Origin of the sequence: Pseudomonas chlororaphis (genome assembly GCF_001921865.1) — a bacterium.
GTDB lineage: Bacteria > Pseudomonadota > Gammaproteobacteria > Pseudomonadales > Pseudomonadaceae > Aquipseudomonas > Aquipseudomonas chlororaphis_D.
Window position 1 is genome coordinate 263,476 of sequence record NZ_MSCT01000005.1, and the last position, 19,112, is coordinate 282,587.

Genomic DNA, 19,112 nt, shown 5'->3' on the forward strand with positions numbered 1-19,112 from the left:
TGGAGTGCGCCATGTCTCTTGCGGTGATTCAAATGGTCAGCCAGAGCGAGGTGCTGGCCAATCTGCAGCAGGCCCGGCACCTGCTGGAACAGGCCGCCGCCGGGGGGGCGCGCCTGGCGGTACTGCCGGAAAATTTCGCCGCCATGGGCCGTCGCGATGCGGCGGCCATCGGCCGTGCCGAGGCCCTGGGCGAAGGCCCGATCCTGCCCTGGTTGAAACAGACCGCCCGCGACCTCAAGTTATGGATAGTGGCCGGTACCTTGCCGCTGCCGCCGGTGGGCCAGCCCGAGGCCAAGGCCCGCGCTTGCTCGCTGCTGGTCGACGAGCAAGGCGAGACGGTGGCGCGTTACGACAAGCTGCATCTGTTCGATGTAGACGTAGCCGACAATCGTGGCCGTTACCGTGAGTCGGATGACTATGCTCATGGAGAGCAGGTGGTGGTGGCGGATACGCCGGTGGGGCGGGTTGGCTTGAGCGTGTGCTACGACCTGCGTTTCCCGGAGCTGTACAGCGAATTGCGGGCCGCTGGCGCGGAACTGATCACGGCGCCTTCGGCTTTCACCGCGGTGACCGGCGCGGCGCACTGGGAGGTGCTGATCCGCGCCCGGGCCATCGAAACCCAGTGCTACCTGCTGGCGGCGGCGCAGGGCGGTACGCACCCGGGGCCCCGGGAGACCTTCGGCCATGCGGCCATCGTCGACCCTTGGGGACGGGTGCTGGCGCAACAGGATCAAGGCGAGGCCGTGCTGCTGGCCGAACGCGACAGCAGCGAACAGGCGTCCATCCGGGCGTGCATGCCGGTGGCCAGTCACCGGCGCTTTTTCTCGCAAGGCGCGCAGCGACTTGCTTAAGAACGACGAATTTAAGGCGTAAAGCATATGAGCGGGTTGTTATCTTCAGTCAGCGAACACCTTCTGGCGCCCGGTGGCGTAACCCTCGAAAGCCTGCAGGGCGTACTTGGTGACCTGGCGGGTCCGGGCATCGATGCTGCCGACCTGTATTTCCAGGGGCAGATTTCCGAGTCCTGGTCGCTGGAGGACGGCATCGTCAAGGAAGGCAGTTTCAACCTCGACCAGGGCGTTGGCGTGCGGGCGCAGTCGGGAGAGAAAACCGGTTTTGCCTACAGCAATGCCATCACCCTTGAAGCTCTGGGCCAGGCGGCCCGGGCTGCGCGCTCCATTTCCCGTGCCGGGCAGAACGGCACCGTCCAGGCCTTCACCGCCCAGGACGTGGCGCAGTTGTATGCGCCAGACAACCCGCTGGAAGTCATCAGCCGGGCGGAAAAGGTCGAGCTGCTCAAGCGTGTCGACGCCGCCACCCGCGCCCTCGATCCGCGCATCCAGCAGGTCAGCGTCAGCATGGCCGGGGTCTGGGAGCGGATTCTCGTGGCTTCCACCGATGGCGGCCTGGCGGCGGATGTGCGGCCTCTGGTGCGCTTCAACGTCAGTGTGATCGTCGAGCACAACGGCCGGCGCGAGCGCGGCGGCCATGGCGGCGGCGGTCGGACCGATTACCGTTATTTTCTCAGCGAAGACCGCGCCATGGGCTATGCCCGCGAAGCGCTGCGCCAGGCGCTGGTCAACCTCGAGGCGATTCCTGCGCCGGCCGGTACCTTGCCGGTGGTGCTCGGTTCCGGCTGGTCCGGAGTGTTGCTGCACGAAGCGGTGGGCCACGGCCTGGAAGGCGACTTCAACCGCAAGGGCAGCTCGGCCTACAGCGGCCGCATGGGCGAGAGGGTCGCTTCCAAGCTGTGCACCATCGTCGATGACGGGACCCTGGCCGGGCGTCGCGGCTCCTTGAGCGTGGACGACGAAGGTACGCCGACCGAGTGCACCACCCTGATCGAGAACGGCGTGCTCAAGGGCTATATGCAGGACAAGCTCAATGCCCGCCTGATGGGCGTGGCCCGCACCGGCAACGGGCGTCGCGAATCCTATGCGCACCTGCCGATGCCGCGCATGACCAATACCTACATGCTGGGCGGCGAAAGCGATCCGGCGGAAATCATCGCCTCGGTGAAAAAGGGTATCTATTGCGCCAATCTGGGCGGCGGCCAGGTGGATATCACCAGCGGCAAGTTCGTGTTTTCCACCAGCGAGGCTTATCTGATCGAGGACGGCAAGATCACCGCGCCAGTCAAGGGCGCAACCCTGATCGGCAATGGCCCGGAAGCCATGAGCCGGGTGTCGATGGTCGGTAACGACCTGGCGCTGGACAGCGGTGTAGGAACCTGCGGCAAGGACGGGCAGTCGGTGCCGGTGGGTGTCGGCCAGCCAACCTTGAAGATCGATGCGATCACCGTGGGTGGCACGGGCGCTTGAGATGTGGAGCGGCGGATGGGTTGCCGGGCAACCCATCCGGATCGAGTCTTAACGCAAACCGCGTTGCGTCTCGTCCAGCTCGCGGATGTATTTGAAGATTTTACGGCTGGAGGCGGGCGGCTTGTTATGCGCTACCTCATGCTGGGCCTGGCGGACCAGGGAGCGCAGTTGCTGACGATCCGCTTCCGGATAGTCGGCGACGAACTTCTCCAGGACCGCGTCGTCGCCCGCGATCAAACGGTCGCGCCAGCGTTCCAGGCCATGGAAGCGTTCGTTGTACTGGCGAGTCGAGGCGTCGAGCTGGTCCAGCAGTTCGAGGATCGCGCCGGTGTCCTGATCGCGCATCAGCTTGCCGATGAATTGCATATGGCGTTTACGCGCGATATGGGCGACATGCTTGGGCGCATCCGCCAGGGCTCGGCGCAAGGCGTCGGTCAACGGCAGTTTGTTCAGCAAGTCGGGCTTGAGTGTTGTAAGGCGCTCGCCGAGATCAACCAGAGCATGCAGCTCGCGTTTGACCTGGGATTTGCTTTTCTCCCCATCGAGGGAGTCGTCGTAAGAATCAACCATGGTGGCAGTCCGCAAAGAAACGCCGCCATGATAACCAGTCGGGGGCCGCTTGTCCGGCCCGGTCGCTCGAAGGCCTTAACCGAAAGCAGAATTTGAGTGGAGAAAACCATGAGTGCAGCACAGAGCGTCGGCCCGCAGGCTTTGCCGGCACTGCAGGATCAAGTCGAGCAGATCATCGCCGAGGCCAAGCGCCAGGGCGCCAGTGCCTGCGAAGTGGCGGTTTCCCTGGAGCAGGGGCTGTCGACTTCGGTTCGCCAGCGGGAAGTGGAAACCGTCGAATTCAATCGCGACCAGGGTTTCGGCATCACCTTGTACGTCGGTCAGCGCAAAGGCTCGGCCAGCACTTCGGCCAGCGGCCCCGAGGCGATTCGCGAAACCGTCGCCGCGGCCCTGGCCATCGCCAAGCACACCTCGGAAGACGAAAGCTCGGGGCTAGCCGATGCAGCCCTGATGGCCAGGGACTTGCCTGACTTCGACCTGTTCCACCCCTGGGACATCACCCCGGAACAGGCCATCGAGCGGGCGCTGGCTTGCGAAGCCGCGGCCTTTGCCGCCGATAGCCGGATCAAGAATGCCGACGGTACGACCCTGAGCACCCACCAAGGCTGCCGGGTGTATGGCAACAGCCATGGTTTTGTCGGCGGTTACGCCTCGACTCGGCACAGCCTGAGCTGCGTGATGATCGCCGAGGGCGACGGCCAGATGCAGCGCGACTACTGGTACGACGTCAATCGCCAGGGCGACCTGCTGCTGGACCCGGCGACCATTGGCCAGCGTGCCGCACAACGGGCCGCGAGCCGCCTGGGCGCACGCCCGGTGCCAACCTGCGAAGTGCCGGTACTGTTTTCCGCGGAGCTGGCCGGCGGTCTGTTCGGCAGCTTCCTGGGGGCGATTTCTGGCGGCAACCTGTACCGCAAATCGTCTTTCCTCGAAGGCGCCCTGGGCCAGCGGTTGTTCCCTGAATGGCTGACCATCGACGAGCGTCCGCACTTGATGCGTGCCTTGGGCAGTTCGGCCTTCGATGGCGATGGCCTGGCCACGTACGCCAAGCCTTTCGTCGAGAACGGCGAACTGGTGTCCTATGTGCTGGGTACCTATTCCGGGCGCAAGCTCGGCCTGCCCAGCACCGCCAACGCGGGCGGCGTGCACAACCTGTTCGTGACCCACGGCGAGGAAGACCAGGCAGCCTTGCTGCGTCGCATGGGCCGGGGCCTGCTGGTCACCGAGCTGATGGGCCACGGGCTGAACATGGTCACCGGCGATTACTCCCGGGGGGCGGCGGGTTTCTGGGTCGAGAATGGCGAGATCCAGTTCGCGGTCCAGGAAGTGACCATCGCCGGCAATATGCGCGACATGTTCAAGCAAATCATCGCCGTCGGTAACGATCTGGAGTTGCGCAGCAACATCCGCACTGGCTCGGTATTGATCGAACGCATGACGGTCGCCGGCAGCTAAGCCTCGACTGTTTCGACACAAGCGCGCGTCCCGTCCGGGACGCGCGCTTTTTTATTGCCCGGCTTTTCAGTGAACGACGAATTGCCCTGTTCCTGTAGGCGCGAGCTTGCTCGCGATAGCGTTTCGCCTGACCCACCGCTGATCGCGAGCAAGCTCGCTCCTACAAGGCTGGGGCTTACCCTGGGCTTGTGTTGATTCTCAATGTCATATAATAATAAATCTCATTATCGAATGAGCCCAGGTCATGAGTTCTGCCTTGCACGAGCAGCCTTACCTTGAAAGCTGGCGTTGGATGAGTCGCCAGATCCGTTGTGCCCTCGATCCGGACGAGCCGCGCCTGATCGAGCACTACCTGGCCGAAGGGCGCTACCTGGCGTGTTGTACCGCCACCTCGCCCTGGCTGATCGCCGAAACCTCATTCCGCCTGTTGCTCGATACCGCCACCGATACCGCATTGCCCTGGCATTGGCGCAGCCAGTGCATCGACCAGGCCTGGCGCCCGCTGCGCGACCTGGAACGCCTGTCTTTCTGCAAATGCCGGCTCAAGCGCTGGCAAAGCCATGCCTGGCAACTGGCAACCTGCTCGTTGCTGCCTTCCATTCCCCTTATCGAACTGGTGCAAGGATTTCCCGATGAGTAATACCCGTATCGAACGCGACAGCATGGGCGAGCTGCATGTCCCGGAGCAGGCGCTGTATGGCGCGCAGACTCAGCGCGCGGTGGATAACTTCCCCATCAGCCACCAGCGCATGCCGGCGCAGTTCATCCGCGCGCTGATCCTGGCCAAGGCGGCCGCGGCCAAGGCCAACGTCGAGCTCAAGCAAATCAGCGAAGCCCAGGGCAAAGCCATAGTCGACGCTGCCCAGGGCCTGCTGGAAGGCGACTTCATGCAGCATTTCCCGGTGGATATCTTCCAGACCGGTTCCGGCACCAGTTCCAACATGAACGCCAACGAAGTCATCGCCACCCTGGCCAGCCGCCTGCTCGGCGAGCCGGTCAACCCGAACGATCATGTGAACTGCGGGCAGAGCAGCAACGACATCATTCCCACCACCATTCACGTCAGCGCTGCCCTGAGCCTGCATGAACAATTGCTGCCGGCGCTGGTGCATCTGGTGCAGGTCGTCGAGCACAAGGCGGTCGAGGTGCATCCGTTCATCAAGACCGGGCGAACCCACCTGATGGACGCGATGCCGGTTCGCATGAGCCAGGTCCTGGAAGGCTGGGCGCAACAGCTCAAGGCCAATATCGGCCACCTGCAGGACTTGCTACCGAGCCTGCAATCCCTGGCCCAGGGCGGTACGGCGGTGGGTACCGGGATCAACGCCCACCCGCAGTTCGCTGCTGGCTTCAGCCATCAGTTGAGCAGCCTGACCCGGGTGCAGTTCACCCCGGGCAAGAACCTGTTCGCCCTGATCGGCTCCCAGGACACCGCTGTGGCGGTCTCGGGCCAGCTCAAGGCCATTGCCGTCACCTTGATGAAGATTGCCAATGACCTGCGCTGGATGAACTCCGGGCCATTGGCCGGCCTCGGCGAGATCGAGCTGGAAGGGCTGCAACCGGGCTCGTCGATCATGCCGGGCAAGGTCAACCCGGTGATTCCGGAAGCCACGGCGATGGTCGCGGCCCAGGTGATCGGCAACGACACGACGATCACGGTGGCGGGTCAGTCGGGTAACTTCGAGCTGAACGTCATGCTGCCGATCATCGCCCAGAACCTGTTGAGCAGCATCGAGTTGCTGGCCAATTCCAGCCGCCTGCTGGCGGACAAGGCCATCGCCAGCTTCAAGGTCAACGAGCCCAAGCTCAAGGAAGCGCTGTCGCGCAATCCGATCCTGGTCACGGCGCTCAACCCGATCATCGGTTACCAGAAAGCCGCCGAAATCGCCAAGACCGCCTACAAGCAGGGGCGGCCGGTGATCGACGTGGCGCTGGAGCATACCGACCTGTCGCGCAGCCAGCTGGAGATCCTGCTCGATCCGGAAAAACTCACCGCGGGCGGCGTGTAAATCCCGACACTGCTTTGGAGGTTCACCATGGAGCACTGGAAACGCACGATCGAAAGGGCAAACCGTTTCTTCATGCAGGGCGACCTGGTGGACGCCCGCGAGTATTACTTGCAGGCCCTGGCCCTGGCGCAAGTGTTGTTCGAGCGCTGGAGCGATGCCGACGAAGCGGTGGCCGCCTGTGTCATTTCCCATCACAACCTGGCGGACCTGCACCTGCGCCTGAACCAGCCCGAGGAGAGCGCTGAATACCTTTGCGCCATCCACCAGCGGCTGTTGCAGGCCATGCAGGACAGCCGCCTGGCGCCGGCGCTGCGCGAAGCCGCGCTGCGCCAGAGCAGCAAGACCTACGTCGGGTTGCTCAACTTCATCAGTGAGCACGGTGAATACCCCCGGACTCACCGCCTGCTGGAAAGCAATGTCGCGCAATCGACTTCCGGCACCGCGACCCCGAATGCCCCTCATTACGGAGCACATTGAAATGTCCTTTACCTTGCCTGCATTGCCCTACGCCTACGACGCCCTGGAACCGCATATCGATGCGCAGACCATGGAAATTCACTACACCAAGCACCACCAGACCTATATCAACAACCTCAACGCGGCCGTGGAGGGCACTGAATGGGCAGGGTGGTCGGTGGAACGGCTGGTGGCCGGGGTCCAGCAATTGCCGGAGAAGCTGCGGGCCGCGGTGATCAACCAGGGCGGCGGACATGCCAACCACTCGTTGTTCTGGGCGGTGATGGCGCCGACCGGCGGAGGCAAGCCGGACGGTGCGCTGGCCAAGGCGATCGAGGAGCAGTTGGGCGGTTTCGAGAGTTTCAAGGAAGCCTTTACCAAGGCTGCGCTCACCCGTTTCGGCAGCGGCTGGGCCTGGCTCAGCGTGACGCCGCAAAAGACCCTGGTGGTCGAGAGCAGCGGTAACCAGGACAGCCCGTTGATGAACGGCAACACCCCGATCCTGGGGCTGGATGTGTGGGAACACGCGTATTACCTGCGTTATCAGAACCGGCGGCCGGAATACATCAACGCGTTCTACAACGTGATCAATTGGCCTGAAGTCGCTCAGCGCTATCAGGCCGCGCTGGTTTGAGCTCCCTCCTATAAAAAGATCTAAGGCTGACTATGGGCACTGAAACACTGACGATCAGCAGCGGACGGATGTTTCGCTACGCATTCGGTTCGCTGTTGCTGTTGGCCGGTACCGCGCTGCTGGTGGCCCAGGCCTTGTCTTGGCTGGACCTGGAGCCGCGCCTGCTGCGTGCATTGCAGGGCGGGGCGATCTGCGCCCTGGGAACCGCGCTGGGAGCAGTGCCGGTATTGGTCATTCGTAAGATGCCGGTGGCGCTGAGTGATACCTTGCTGGGGTTCGGGGCCGGGGTGATGCTGGCGGCGACGGCGTTTTCGCTGATCGTGCCGGGGATCGCCGCGGCGGAAAACCTCGGCTTGTCGGCCTGGGCGTCGAGTGGGCTGATCAGTTTCGGCATCATGCTCGGGGCTTTCGCCCTGTTCCTGGTGGACCGCAAGGTGTCGGCGGGCAACCCGGAGGCCTTGGTGGGCACCCTGGAGCATCCGGTCATCCCGCCGCGAATCTGGTTGTTCGTGTTTGCCATCATCGCCCACAACATTCCCGAGGGCATGGCCGTGGGCGTTTCCGCGGGCGGCGGCATGCCGGAGGCGGACAGCCTAGCCATGGGGATCGCCTTGCAGGATGTGCCGGAAGGCCTGGTGATTGCCCTGGTGCTGGCGGGCGCCGGCATGTCCAGGGTCAAGGCGTTCCTGATTGGCGCCGCGTCAGGCCTGGTCGAGCCGGTGTTCGCTTTGCTCTGTGCCTGGCTGGTGAGCCTGGCCGAGATGCTGCTGCCGTTGGGGCTGGCGCTGGCTGCGGGGGCGATGCTGTTGGTGGTGACCCATGAAGTGATCCCGGAATCGCGGCGCAACGGTCACGAAAAGCTGGCGAGCCTGGGGTTGTGTGTCGGCTTTTGCCTGATGATGGTGATGGATACGGCACTCGCCTGAGTGCCTTTCGGCAGGGTTGCCCTGCCGACTTACTCGCCTTCGTCGAAGAAGTTATTGATCAATGCTGCCAGAGCATCCAGCGCTTCCTGTTCCTGCTCGCCTTCGGTTTTCAGATGAATCCGGGTGCCCTTGCCGGCGGCCAGCATCATCATTGCCATGATGCTCTTGCCGTCGACCATCGACTCCGGCGTCCTGCCGGCGCGAATCTGGCAAGGAAATTGACCGGCCACGCCGACGAACTTTGCCGAGGCACGGGCATGCAGGCCCAGTTTGTTGATGATTTCAATTTCCAGAGCAGGCATCGCGGGGTAGATCCTTTCAGCTGAGGTCGCGGTGGCGGACCTGGACGTTCTTCAGGGACTTCTGCAGGACTTGGCCCAGGCGTTCGGTCAGGTAGACCGAGCGGTGGTGGCCACCCGTGCAGCCGATGGCAATAGTGACGTAGGCGCGGTTGCTGGCGGCAAACCGCGGCAACCATTTCAGCAGGTAGCTGGAAATGTCCTGGAACATTTCCTCGACATCCGGCTGGGCAGCCAGGTATTCGGCAACCGGCTGGTCGAGCCCGGATTGGGCACGCAGCTCGGGTTTCCAGTACGGATTGGGCAGGCACCGCACATCGAACACCAGGTCGGCGTCGACGGGCATGCCCCGCTTGAACCCGAAAGACTCCACCAGAAAGGCGGTGCCCGGCTCCGGCTGGTTCAACAGGCGCAGCTTGATGGTGTCGCGCAGTTGATACAGGTTCAGGTTGGTGGTGTTGACCTTGAGGTCGGCGAGGTCGGCGATCGGGCCCAGCAAGTGGCTTTCGTCCTGGATCGCTTCGGCCAGCGAGCGGTTGTTGTTGCTCAGGGGGTGCCGGCGGCGGGTTTCCGAAAAACGCTTGAGCAGGGTTTCTTCGTCGGCGTCCAGGTACAGCACATCGCACTGGATATGCCGGCTGCGCACTTCCTCAAGCAGTTCGGGGAAACGCGACAGGTGGCTTGGCAGGTTGCGGGCATCGATCGATACGGCGACCAGCGGTTGCGCCAGTTCAGTGTGGATCAGCGCGCGCTCGGCCAGTTCGGGCAACAGCCCGGCCGGCAGGTTGTCGATGCAGTAGTAGCCGCTGTCCTCGAGAACATCGAGGGCGGTGCTTTTACCTGAGCCGGAACGGCCGCTGACGATGATCAAACGCATGGCTACTGACCGTTCTGCTCGTTCAGGACGACGTTGTACAGCGCTTCGTTGCTGGTGGCGCTACGCAGCTTGTCGCGCACCTCCTTGCGGTCCAGCATGCTGGCGATCTGCCGAAGCAGTTCCAGGTGAGCATCGGTGGCGGCTTCCGGGACCAGCAGCACGAACAGCAGGTCGACCGGGGCGCCGTCGATGGCGTCGAAATCGATGGGAGCGTCCAGGTGCATCAGGGCACTGATGGGCGACTCGCAGCCTTTGAGGCGACAGTGTGGAATGGCGATGCCGTTGCCGAAACCGGTGGAACCGAGTTTTTCACGGGCAATCAGGCTTTCGAAGACATCTTGCATCTCCAGATCAGGCACTTCGCGGCTGATCAGGTTGGCAATTTGTTCGAGGGCGCGTTTTTTACTGCCGCCCGGCACGTTCACCAGGGAACGGCCGGGGGTCAGGATGCTTTCAAGTCGGATCATGGGAGGGGAGTATTAGCGACCCGTGCCTTGGAGAAGGTGGAGTTGCTTTTCCTTATGCTTTTTCAGTTGGCGGTCAAGCTTGTCCGTGAGCAAGTCGATTGCGGCATACATGTCGTCATGTTCTGCGTTCGCGACGACTTCCCCACCGTGGATGTGCAGCGTGGCCTCGATTTTCTGCTTCAGTTTCTCGACGGCCAGCGTTACCTGCACATTGGTAATCTTGTCAAAGTGCCGCTCCAGTCGGTCGAGTTTTTCGCCGATGTAAGCGCGCAGAGGTTCGGTCACTTCCAGTTGGTGTCCACTGATGTTGACTTGCATACAGCTTCTCCTTCGTTGCCAGTGCATAAAGCGGCAGGTCGATTGACCTGCCACTGGAACGCTGTGGCGAGCCCGGCGGCTACATCAACCGCTTCCGTTCGCTGGAAGGCGCGATCCCAAGGGATTCGCGGTACTTGGCGACGGTACGACGGGCTACCTGAATGCCTTGTGCCTCCAGTAAACCAGCGATCTTGCTGTCGCTCAACGGCTTTTTCTGATTTTCCGCGGCGACCAGTTTCTTGATGATCGCGCGGATCGCCGTGGACGAGCATTCACCGCCTTCGGAGGTACTTACGTGGCTGGAGAAAAAGTATTTCAGTTCATAAATGCCCCGTGGGGTATGCATGAATTTCTGCGTGGTGACCCGTGAAATCGTCGATTCGTGCATGCCGACCGCTTCGGCGATGTCATGCAGGACCAGGGGTTTCATCGCCTCGTCGCCGTACTCGAGGAAGCCGCGCTGATGCTCGACGATCTGGGTGGCGACTTTCATCAGGGTTTCGTTGCGGCTCTGCAGGCTCTTGATGAACCAGCGGGCTTCCTGCAACTGATTGCGCATGAAGGTGTTGTCGGCGCTGGTGTCGGCGCGCCGCACGAAGCCGGCGTATTGCGGGTTGACGCGCAAGCGCGGCACGGACTCCTGGTTCAGCTCTACCAACCAGCGTTCGTTGTCCTTGCGCACAATGACGTCGGGGACCACGTATTCGGCTTCGGTGGATTCGATTTGCGAGCCCGGGCGCGGGTTGAGGCTCTGCACCAGCTCGATGACCTGGCGTAGCTCGTCTTCCTTGAGTTTCATGCGGCGCATCAGCTGGCTGTAGTCGCGGCTGCCAAGCAAGTCGATGAAGTCGGTGACCAGGCGTTTGGCCTCCGCCAGCCACGGGGTCTTGGCGGGCAACTGGCGCAGTTGCAGCAGCAGGCATTCGCCGAGGTTGCGGGCGCCGATGCCGGCCGGTTCGAATTGCTGGATGCGGTGCAGGACGGCCTCGATTTCGTCGAGTTCGATGTCCAGCTCCGGGTCGAAGGCGTCGAGGATCTCCTCGAGGGTCTCGTCCAGGTAGCCCTGATTGTTGATGCAGTCGATCAGGGTCACGGCGATCAGGCGATCGGTGTCGGACATGGGCGCCAGGTTGAGCTGCCAGAGCAGGTGGCTCTGCAGGCTTTCGCCGGCCGATGTACGGGTGGTGAAGTCCCACTCGTCGTCATCGTTGCTCGGCAGGCTGCTGGCGCTGGTCTGGTAGACGTCTTCCCAAGCGGTGTCGACCGGCAGGTCGTTGGGAATGCGTTCGTTCCATTCGCCGTCCTCGAGGTTGTCCACCGTCGGGGCGGCTTCCTGGTAGGAGGTTTCCTGGATATCGGTGTTGGGTTTCTGCTCGGGGTTGTCGGCCAGCGGGTCGGTGTTGTCGAAGTCGTCGCCTTCTTCCTGGCGCTCGAGCATCGGGTTGGACTCCAGGGCCTCCTGGATTTCCTGTTGCAGGTCCAGGGTCGACAATTGGAGCAGGCGGATGGCCTGTTGCAGCTGCGGTGTCATCGTCAGCTGCTGGCCCATTCTGAGGACTAGCGATGGTTTCATGGCAGGGGCTTAACACCTTATTCGCCGGCGCACATGCGCCATCCACTACAGGGCGCGTGAGCGCCAAACATAAGCAAATTATATGCCTGAAACTGAAGTGTTTGCCTAGAGCGCTGTAACAATAAAAACAGCAGGGTTTTATTGGGGCAGGCGCTCTGGCGACCAGCCAAACACCTCAGGGCTTACAGGCGGAACTCATGGCCCAGATACACTTCCTTGACCAGATCGTTGGCGAGGATGGTTTCGGCGTCGCCTTCGGCGATCAGCTGGCCATCGTTGACGATGTAGGCGGTTTCGCAGATGTCCAGGGTTTCACGGACGTTGTGGTCAGTGATGAGCACGCCGATGCCCTTGGCCTTCAGGTGGTGAATGATCTGCTTGATGTCGCCTACCGAGATCGGGTCCACGCCGGCGAAGGGTTCGTCGAGCAGGATGAACTTGGGCGCGGTGGCCAGTGCACGGGCGATTTCCACGCGGCGACGTTCACCGCCGGAGAGGCTCATGCCGAGGTTGTCGCGAATGTGGTTGATGTGGAATTCCTGCAGCAGGCCTTCCAGTTCCTGGCGACGGCCGGCCTTGTCGAGTTCCTTGCGGGTCTCGAGGATGGCCATGATGTTGTCGGCCACCGAAAGCTTGCGGAAGATCGAGGCTTCCTGGGGCAGATAGCCGATCCCGGCTCGGGCGCGACCGTGCATCGGCTGGTGGCTGACATCCAGGTCGTCGATCAGGATGCGTCCCTGATCGGCCTGGACCAGGCCGACGATCATGTAGAAGCAGGTGGTCTTGCCGGCGCCGTTGGGGCCGAGCAGGCCGACGATCTGGCCGCTGTCGATAGACAGGCTGACGTCACGCACGACCTGGCGGCTCTTGTAGCTCTTGGCCAGGTGCTGGGCTTTCAGAGTTGCCATTACTGGGCCTTTTGCTCGTCGGTTTTCTTTTTCGGCTGGATGACCATGTCGATCCGTGGGCGCGACTCGGTCACCTTGCTACCGGTAGCGCGGCCGGCGCTGGCCAGCTTTTTATTCGTGTCGTAGACGATTTTCTCACCCTGGGTGATGTTGCCGTCCTTGTCGATGACCTTGGCGCGGTCGATCAGCACGACGCGGTTTTGCGCGGCGTGGTACTGGATGGTCACGCCGTAGCCCTGGACAGGCTTGGTGTCGCCCTGGGTCTGGATCTGTTCGAAGTAGGCCAGGTTGCCCACCGAAGTCACCACGTCGATGTCGCCGGACTGGGTGCGGGTGATGGTCACGGTGTTGCCGGTGACCTTCATCGAGCCCTGGGTGATGATCACATCGCCGCGGTAAGTGGCTACGCCGTTCTTGTCGTCCAGTTGCGCGTCGTCGGCCTGGATGCGGATCGGTTGCTGGCTATCGTTCGGCAGAGCCCAGGCGCTCACGCTTCCCAGTGCTGCGCTCAGGCCGAGCAAAATAGGGAGGGTTTTAACGAGCCTCATACTGTCCTCTTACGTTCGATAGCAGGTTCATCCTGCCTTCTTTCAAATACGCTTTCATTCCCTTGCCAGTCGTCACGCCGCCGGCGCCGTCGATTCTAACGTCTTGATCGGTCTGCGCATATTGCTTCTGCGGGAATACTGTCATGCGGGTCGTGGTGATCAGCAGGTCGCGATTTTTCTCGTCGGTGCGGGCAACCCGCACCGAGTCGATCAGCTCGACCTGGGTGCCGTCCGGGTTGACTTCGCCGCGCTTGCTCTGGACGTGCCAGGGGAAAGCGCTGCCGCGATACATGTGCAGGTCCGGGTTGGTCAAGAGCGTCACCTCGCTGGCCTTGAGGTGCTCTACCTTGTCGGCCGTCATGTCGTATTGCAGTCCGCCGTCAGGCAGGTACTGCACGCTATGGGCGTTGATGGCGTAGTAGTCGATGGCGCTTTCGTCGACTTGCGCGACCGGCTTGTCGAGGAAGCGTTCCGGGCTGATATTCCAGTACCCCACCGCCAGGAACAGCACGGTGATGATGCCGAAGATCAGGATGTTGCGAATCTTTTTGCTCAGCATGGGAGGCTCTATAAGTAGGCGGCGTGGGCCGCTTCAAGGCTGCCTTGGGCGCGCAGGATCAGTTCGCAGAACTCGCGGGCGGCGCCTTCGCCGCCACGGGCCTGGGTGATGCCATGGGCGTGTTCGCGGACAAAACCGGCGGCATTGGCGACCGCCATGCCCAGGCCGACCCGGCGGATCACCGGCAGGTCCGGCAGGTCGTCGCCCAGGTAGGCGACCTGCTCATAGCTTAGGCCCAGTTGGGCAAGAAGCCCGTCCAGCACCACCAGTTTGTCTTCGCGGCCCTGGAACAGGTGGGGAATCCCCAGGTTTTTCGCCCGGCGTTCGACCACCGGCGTCTTGCGGCCGCTGATGATTGCCGTCTGCACGCCCGCGGCCATCAGCATCTTGATGCCCTGGCCGTCGAGGGTGTTGAAGGTCTTGAACTCGCTGCCGTCTTCGAGGAAGTACAGGCGACCGTCGGTCAGTACGCCGTCGACATCGAATACCGCCAGCTTGATGTTCTTGCCGCGTTGCAGCAGATCCGTGCTCATTACATGACTCCCGCGCGCAACAGGTCGGACAGGTTGAAGGCGCCGATCGGGCGGTCCTCGGCGTCCACCACGACCAGTGCGTTGATTCGATTGTCTTCCATGATTTTCAGGGCTTCGGCCGCCAGCATTTCGGCGCGGGCGGTCTTGCCGTGAAGGGTCATGACTTCATCGATGGTGGTGTGATGGATGTCGATGGTGCGGTCCAGGGTTCGGCGCAGGTCACCGTCGGTGAAAACCCCGGCCAGGCGGCCGTCGGTTTCGACAATGACAGTCATGCCCAGGCCCTTGCGGGTCATTTCCATCAGGGCGTCCTTGAGCAGCGTGCCCCGTTGGACCTGCGGCAGTTGTTCGCCGGCATGCATGACGTTCTCGACCTTCAGCAGCAGGCGGCGGCCCAGGGCGCCGCCCGGGTGGGAAAAGGCGAAGTCTTCGGCGGTGAAACCGCGGGCTTCGAGCAGCGCCACAGCCAGGGCGTCGCCCATGACCAGGGCGGCGGTGGTCGAGGAGGTCGGAGCCAGGTTCAGCGGGCAGGCTTCCTGCTCGACCTGGACATTGAGGTTGACCTCGGCGGCCTTGGCCAGCGGCGAATCGGGATTGCCGGTGATGCTGATCAACTGGATGCCCAGGCGCTTGATCAGAGGCAAGAGGGTCACGATTTCGTTAGTCGAGCCGGAGTTGGACAGGGCCAGGATCACGTCGTCGCGGGTGATCATGCCCATGTCGCCATGGCTGGCCTCGGCTGGATGGACGAAAAACGCGGTGGTGCCGGTGCTGGCCAGGGTGGCGGCGATCTTGTTGCCGATATGCCCGGACTTGCCCATGCCGACCACTACGACGCGGCCTTTGCTGGCCAGAATCATCTCGCAAGCGCGTACGAAATCTGCGTCGATATAGGGCAGCAAGCCTTCTACGGCTTCTATCTCGAGGCGGATGGTGCGTTGTGCCGATTGAATCAGGTCGCTGGATTGGCTCATGTCAGAAATCGTATAGCCTGATGAAAAGGCGGCGATTATAGCGGTAATGATCGATTCCCTCACGCAAGTTCGTCAGCCTTTGACCTTCTATAGCCCGGAATTGTTCTGTAAAGCCCGTTTTAGCCTGTCGTGATCCTGAACATGGGTGGCTTCGGCCTTGGGGGCTCCGTATCAGCAGTGATATAGTTCGCCGCCAGTTCGGCCTGCCCTGGGTGCATGTACTCCCGGCAGGGAGCCAAGCGTCCGAGTGAGAGGCTGCATCGCAAGGAGTTTAGATGAGTGCCGATAACGCCTACGCGGTCGAGCTGAAGGGACTGTCCTTCAAGCGCGGTGCGCGCAGCATCTTCAATAATGTCGATATCCGTATTCCGCGGGGCAAGGTCACCGGCATCATGGGGCCTTCCGGCTGCGGCAAGACCACGCTCTTGCGGTTGATGGGCGCGCAACTGCGTCCCAGCAGCGGCGAAGTCTGGGTCAATGGCCAGAACCTGCCCAAGTTGTCGCGCGGGGACCTGTTCGACGCCCGCAAGCAGATGGGCGTGCTGTTTCAGAGCGGCGCGCTGTTCACCGATCTGGATGTGTTCGAGAACGTTGCCTTTCCGTTGCGCGTGCATACCGAGCTGCCGGATGAAATGATCCGCGATATTGTCCTGCTCAAGTTGCAGGCGGTCGGCTTGCGCGGTGCCATCGACCTGATGCCCGACGAGTTGTCAGGCGGTATGAAGCGTCGCGTGGCGCTGGCCCGGGCCATCGCCCTGGACCCGCAGATCCTTATGTACGACGAGCCGTTCGTAGGCCAGGACCCGATCGCCATGGGCGTGCTGGTACGCCTGATCCGCCTGCTCAACGATGCGCTGGGTATCACCAGTATCGTGGTTTCCCACGATCTGGCGGAAACCGCGAGCATCGCCGACTACATCTATGTCGTGGGCGACGGCCAGGTGCTGGGGCAGGGCACTCCCGACGAATTGATGGGGTCCGATAACCCGCGGATCCGTCAGTTCATGAAGGGTGACCCCGACGGCCCGGTACCCTTTCACTTTCCAGCGCCGGATTACCGCGCAGATCTTCTGGGGAAGCGCTGATGCGCAAAGTATCTTTACTGGAGCGGATCCGTCTGTTCGGCCACTCGGGCATCGACGTTCTCGCGGTGCTCGGCCGTTCGAGCCTGATGCTGTTTCATGTGTTGTTCGGCCGCGGCCGGGTGGGCGGCAGCTTCGGCCTGCTGGTCAAGCAGCTGCATTCGGTGGGCGTGATGTCCCTGGTGATCATCGTGGTCTCCGGGGTGTTCATCGGCATGGTCCTGGCGTTGCAGGGCTTCAATATCCTGTCTAGCTACGGTTCGGAGCAGGCGGTGGGGCAGATGGTGGCCCTGACCCTGCTGCGTGAACTGGGGCCGGTGGTCACGGCATTGCTCTTCGCCGGTCGTGCCGGCTCGGCGCTGACCGCGGAAATCGGCAACATGAAGGCTACCGAGCAGCTCTCCAGCCTGGAGATGATCGGTGTCGACCCGCTCAAATACATTGTCGCGCCCCGCCTGTGGGCCGGTTTCATTTCCCTGCCGTTGCTGGCGATGATCTTCAGCGTGGTGGGTATCTGGGGCGGTTCGTGGGTGGCGGTCGACTGGCTGGGTGTCTATGACGGCTCCTACTGGTCGAACATGCAAAACAGCGTGACGTTCAGCGCCGACGTGCTCAATGGCATTATCAAGAGCATCGTCTTCGCCTTTGTCGTGACCTGGATCGCCGTATTCCAAGGCTATGACTGCGAGCCCACTTCAGAGGGGATCAGTCGTGCCACTACCAAGACCGTTGTGTACGCCTCGTTGGCCGTACTCGGCCTGGACTTTATTCTGACCGCCTTGATGTTTGGAGATTTCTGATGCAAAACCGCACCCTGGAAATCGGTGTCGGCCTTTTCCTGCTGGCTGGCATCCTGGCTTTGCTGTTGCTTGCCTTGCGGGTCAGTGGCTTGTCCCCGACCTCGAGCACCGATACTTATAAACTTTATGCTTATTTCGACAATATCGCCGGTTTGACGGTCAGAGCTAAAGTGACCATGGCCGGTGTGACCATCGGCAAGGTCACGGCTATCGATCTGGACCGCGACAGTTTCACCGGTCGGGTCACGCTGCAGTTGGAAAAGCGCGTAGATAACCTACCGACCGACTCCACTGCATCTATCCTGACCGCTGGGCTGCTCGGCGAGAAATACATTGGCTTGAGCGTCGGCGGCGAAGACACGTTGCTCAAGGATGGCGGGACCATCCATGACACCCAGTCTTCACTGGTACTTGAGGACCTGATCGGTAAGTTCCTGCTCAATACCGTTAGCAAAGACGCTAAATGAGGAGTTTTTCATGATCTCTACCTTGCGACGTAGCCTGTTGGTGTTACTGGCGGCGTTGCCGTTGATGGCTAGCGCCGTGGCGGCACCTTCCGCGCATGATCTGGTCCAGGACACCACCAGCCGTCTGCTGGCAGACCTGGCCGCCAACAAAGAAAAGTACAAGCAGGACCCGCAGGACTTCTATGCGGCGCTTAACAGTATCGTCGGGCCCGTCGTGGATGCCGAAGGTATTTCCAAGAGCATCATGACGGTCAAGTACTCGCGCAAAGCCACGCCGCAGCAAATGCGTACCTTCGAGGAAAACTTCAAGAGGGGGCTGTTCCAGTTCTATGGCAATGCCTTGCTGGAGTACAACAACCAGGGCATCGTCGTCGATCCTCCGCGGGATGAGTCGGGCGATCGCACCAGCGTCGGCATGACGGTCAAAGGCAGCAACGGCGCGGTCTATCCCGTGTCGTACACGCTGGAGAAGATCAATGGCGAGTGGAAGCTGCGCAACGTGATCATCAACGGCATCAATATCGGCAAGCTGTTCCGTGATCAGTTCTCCGATGCCATGCAGCGCAACGGCAACGATCTGGACAAGACCATCAACAACTGGGCGGGCGAAGTGGCCAAGGCCAAGCAAGCCAGCGAAAACGCCGCAGAGAAGGTCACGCAATGAGCGAGTCGGCCGTCCGTCTGGGAGAGCCCGGCGAACTGTTGATCAGCGGTGTGCTGGACTATCGCTCCGGCCCGGGCCTGCGCAAGCAGGGGCAAACCCTGATCGCCTCCAGCCAGGCCGCGGCGCTGGTGCTCGATTGTTCGGCGGTAGAGAAGTCCAGCAGCGTTGGTTTGTCGTTGCTGCTGGCCTTCATGCGTGATGCGGCGGCGGCCGGCAAGGCGGTCAGTATCCGCGCCTTGCCCGAGGACATGCGCGAAATCGCCGAGGTTTCCGGTTTGACCGAGATTCTGGCGCATCCTTAACCACCCATCGACAGAAAGCCCCCCGTCAGAGTCCTGCTATGCGGGGTTCGCAGGCGCGGGGCTTTTTTGTATGATGTCCGACCCGCGCGCACAGGGCGCCGATTGAGGTTGAGCATGCAGGCCAACGAAGTGAAGAGCTTCCTTGAAGGAAAGCTGTCCGAGACTCTGTCATCAGTGCAGGTAGAAGTTGAGGGCGAAGGCTGCAACTTTCAGCTGAACGTAATCAGTGACGAACTCGTGGCCTTGAGTCCGGTCAAGCGTCAGCAGAGCATCTATGCCCATTTGAACCCATGGATCGCCGATGGCAGCATCCACGCGGTCACTATGAAATTTTTCAGCAGCGCGGCCTGGGCCGAGCGCACCTGAGCCC

At 61.9% G+C, this 19,112-nt stretch carries 25 protein-coding genes; 14 read left to right on the forward strand and 11 right to left on the reverse strand.

The features are described from left to right. The first annotated feature begins 11 nt into the window (after positions 1-11). Together BTN82_RS04065 and tldD are read left to right on the forward strand one after the other, a co-directional pair. Positions 12-851: a carbon-nitrogen hydrolase family protein gene (locus BTN82_RS04065; RefSeq protein ID WP_075117881.1), complete on the forward strand. Its 840-nt coding sequence runs from the start codon at positions 12-14 to the stop codon at positions 849-851. 27 nt (positions 852-878) lie between these two features. After that, positions 879-2,321 carry a metalloprotease TldD gene (gene tldD, locus BTN82_RS04070; protein WP_075117882.1) on the forward strand — a complete coding sequence of 481 codons (1,443 nt, stop codon included), beginning with the start codon at positions 879-881 and terminating at the stop codon, positions 2,319-2,321. Between the two features lie 48 nt (positions 2,322-2,369). Here the strand turns inward: tldD and yjgA are convergent, their stop codons facing one another. After that, positions 2,370-2,891 (reverse strand): ribosome biogenesis factor YjgA, encoded by a 522-nt coding sequence (gene yjgA, locus BTN82_RS04075; RefSeq protein WP_075117883.1) that lies wholly within the window; start codon positions 2,889-2,891, stop codon positions 2,370-2,372. A 108-nt stretch (positions 2,892-2,999) separates the two neighbouring features. Here yjgA and pmbA point away from each other — a divergent pair, with 108 nt between their 5' ends. The 6 genes from pmbA to BTN82_RS04105 all read left to right on the forward strand — a co-directional run bounded on the left by pmbA (position 3,000) and on the right by BTN82_RS04105 (position 8,371). Then, positions 3,000-4,346, forward strand: coding sequence for a metalloprotease PmbA (gene pmbA / locus BTN82_RS04080; protein ID WP_075117884.1), 1,347 nt, complete (start codon positions 3,000-3,002; stop codon positions 4,344-4,346). A gap of 244 nt (positions 4,347-4,590) precedes the next feature. Next, on the forward strand, positions 4,591-4,986 hold the full coding sequence (locus BTN82_RS04085) for a FagA protein (RefSeq protein WP_075117885.1): 396 nt from the start codon (positions 4,591-4,593) through the stop codon (positions 4,984-4,986). Beyond that, positions 4,979-6,355, forward strand: a complete 1,377-nt coding sequence (locus BTN82_RS04090) for a class II fumarate hydratase (RefSeq protein WP_075117886.1) — start codon at positions 4,979-4,981, stop codon at positions 6,353-6,355. The genes BTN82_RS04085 and BTN82_RS04090 overlap by 8 nt, the downstream gene beginning before the upstream one ends. A 27-nt stretch (positions 6,356-6,382) precedes the next feature. Then, positions 6,383-6,832, forward strand: a complete 450-nt coding sequence (locus tag BTN82_RS04095; protein WP_075117887.1) for a hypothetical protein — start codon at positions 6,383-6,385, stop codon at positions 6,830-6,832. Between the two features lies 1 nt (position 6,833). Further along, on the forward strand, positions 6,834-7,445 hold the full coding sequence (locus tag BTN82_RS04100) for a superoxide dismutase (protein ID WP_075117888.1): 612 nt from the start codon (positions 6,834-6,836) through the stop codon (positions 7,443-7,445). A gap of 32 nt (positions 7,446-7,477) precedes the next feature. After that, positions 7,478-8,371 (forward strand): ZIP family metal transporter, encoded by an 894-nt coding sequence (locus BTN82_RS04105; RefSeq protein ID WP_075117889.1) that lies wholly within the window; start codon positions 7,478-7,480, stop codon positions 8,369-8,371. 29 nt (positions 8,372-8,400) lie between these two features. Here BTN82_RS04105 and BTN82_RS04110 read toward each other — a convergent pair whose 3' ends face one another. The 10 genes from BTN82_RS04110 to BTN82_RS04155 all read right to left on the reverse strand — a co-directional run bounded on the left by BTN82_RS04110 (position 8,401) and on the right by BTN82_RS04155 (position 15,427). Beyond that, positions 8,401-8,673, reverse strand: a complete 273-nt coding sequence (locus BTN82_RS04110) for an HPr family phosphocarrier protein (RefSeq protein WP_075117890.1) — start codon at positions 8,671-8,673, stop codon at positions 8,401-8,403. Positions 8,674-8,689: 16 nt separating this feature from the next. Further along, entirely contained in the window at positions 8,690-9,547 is an 858-nt protein-coding gene (rapZ, locus tag BTN82_RS04115; protein ID WP_075117891.1) for an RNase adapter RapZ, read from the reverse strand. Between the two features lie 2 nt (positions 9,548-9,549). Continuing rightward, a complete protein-coding gene (gene ptsN, locus BTN82_RS04120) occupies positions 9,550-10,014 on the reverse strand; it encodes a PTS IIA-like nitrogen regulatory protein PtsN (protein WP_075117892.1) in 465 nt (154 codons plus the stop codon). 12 nt (positions 10,015-10,026) lie between these two features. Continuing rightward, positions 10,027-10,332 (reverse strand): ribosome hibernation-promoting factor, HPF/YfiA family, encoded by a 306-nt coding sequence (hpf, locus tag BTN82_RS04125; protein WP_007929872.1) that lies wholly within the window; start codon positions 10,330-10,332, stop codon positions 10,027-10,029. A 79-nt stretch (positions 10,333-10,411) separates the two neighbouring features. After that, positions 10,412-11,905: an RNA polymerase factor sigma-54 gene (locus BTN82_RS04130; protein ID WP_075117893.1), complete on the reverse strand. Its 1,494-nt coding sequence runs from the start codon at positions 11,903-11,905 to the stop codon at positions 10,412-10,414. Positions 11,906-12,087: 182 nt separating this feature from the next. Continuing rightward, complete coding sequence (gene lptB, locus BTN82_RS04135; protein ID WP_075117894.1) at positions 12,088-12,813, reverse strand: LPS export ABC transporter ATP-binding protein; 726 nt, start codon at positions 12,811-12,813, stop codon at positions 12,088-12,090. Next, positions 12,813-13,361, reverse strand: coding sequence for a lipopolysaccharide transport periplasmic protein LptA (gene lptA, locus BTN82_RS04140; protein WP_075117895.1), 549 nt, complete (start codon positions 13,359-13,361; stop codon positions 12,813-12,815). Before lptA ends, lptB begins: the two co-directional genes overlap by 1 nt. Then, on the reverse strand, positions 13,348-13,920 hold the full coding sequence (gene lptC / locus BTN82_RS04145; RefSeq protein ID WP_075117896.1) for an LPS export ABC transporter periplasmic protein LptC: 573 nt from the start codon (positions 13,918-13,920) through the stop codon (positions 13,348-13,350). The genes lptA and lptC overlap by 14 nt, the downstream gene beginning before the upstream one ends. Positions 13,921-13,928: 8 nt before the next feature. Next, on the reverse strand, positions 13,929-14,453 hold the full coding sequence (locus tag BTN82_RS04150) for a KdsC family phosphatase (protein ID WP_075117897.1): 525 nt from the start codon (positions 14,451-14,453) through the stop codon (positions 13,929-13,931). Beyond that, positions 14,453-15,427, reverse strand: a complete 975-nt coding sequence (locus tag BTN82_RS04155; protein ID WP_075117898.1) for a KpsF/GutQ family sugar-phosphate isomerase — start codon at positions 15,425-15,427, stop codon at positions 14,453-14,455. The genes BTN82_RS04150 and BTN82_RS04155 overlap by 1 nt, the downstream gene beginning before the upstream one ends. Positions 15,428-15,702: 275 nt before the next feature. Between BTN82_RS04155 and BTN82_RS04160 the strand changes: the two genes are divergently transcribed. The 6 genes from BTN82_RS04160 to BTN82_RS04185 all read left to right on the forward strand — a co-directional run bounded on the left by BTN82_RS04160 (position 15,703) and on the right by BTN82_RS04185 (position 19,108). Next, complete coding sequence (locus BTN82_RS04160) at positions 15,703-16,512, forward strand: ATP-binding cassette domain-containing protein (RefSeq protein WP_075117899.1); 810 nt, start codon at positions 15,703-15,705, stop codon at positions 16,510-16,512. Next, the gene (gene mlaE, locus BTN82_RS04165) at positions 16,512-17,309 is read left to right on the forward strand and encodes a lipid asymmetry maintenance ABC transporter permease subunit MlaE (RefSeq protein ID WP_075117900.1); all 798 of its coding nucleotides are present in this window, start codon (positions 16,512-16,514) and stop codon (positions 17,307-17,309) included. Before BTN82_RS04160 ends, mlaE begins: the two co-directional genes overlap by 1 nt. Further along, positions 17,309-17,776, forward strand: a complete 468-nt coding sequence (mlaD, locus tag BTN82_RS04170; RefSeq protein WP_075117901.1) for an outer membrane lipid asymmetry maintenance protein MlaD — start codon at positions 17,309-17,311, stop codon at positions 17,774-17,776. Before mlaE ends, mlaD begins: the two co-directional genes overlap by 1 nt. A gap of 10 nt (positions 17,777-17,786) precedes the next feature. Continuing rightward, positions 17,787-18,440, forward strand: coding sequence for a phospholipid-binding protein MlaC (locus BTN82_RS04175; protein WP_075117902.1), 654 nt, complete (start codon positions 17,787-17,789; stop codon positions 18,438-18,440). Further along, positions 18,437-18,742: a lipid asymmetry maintenance protein MlaB gene (locus BTN82_RS04180; protein WP_075117903.1), complete on the forward strand. Its 306-nt coding sequence runs from the start codon at positions 18,437-18,439 to the stop codon at positions 18,740-18,742. Before BTN82_RS04175 ends, BTN82_RS04180 begins: the two co-directional genes overlap by 4 nt. A gap of 114 nt (positions 18,743-18,856) precedes the next feature. Continuing rightward, positions 18,857-19,108 carry a BolA family protein gene (locus BTN82_RS04185; protein ID WP_007929860.1) on the forward strand — a complete coding sequence of 84 codons (252 nt, stop codon included), beginning with the start codon at positions 18,857-18,859 and terminating at the stop codon, positions 19,106-19,108. Positions 19,109-19,112: the final 4 nt, after the last annotated feature.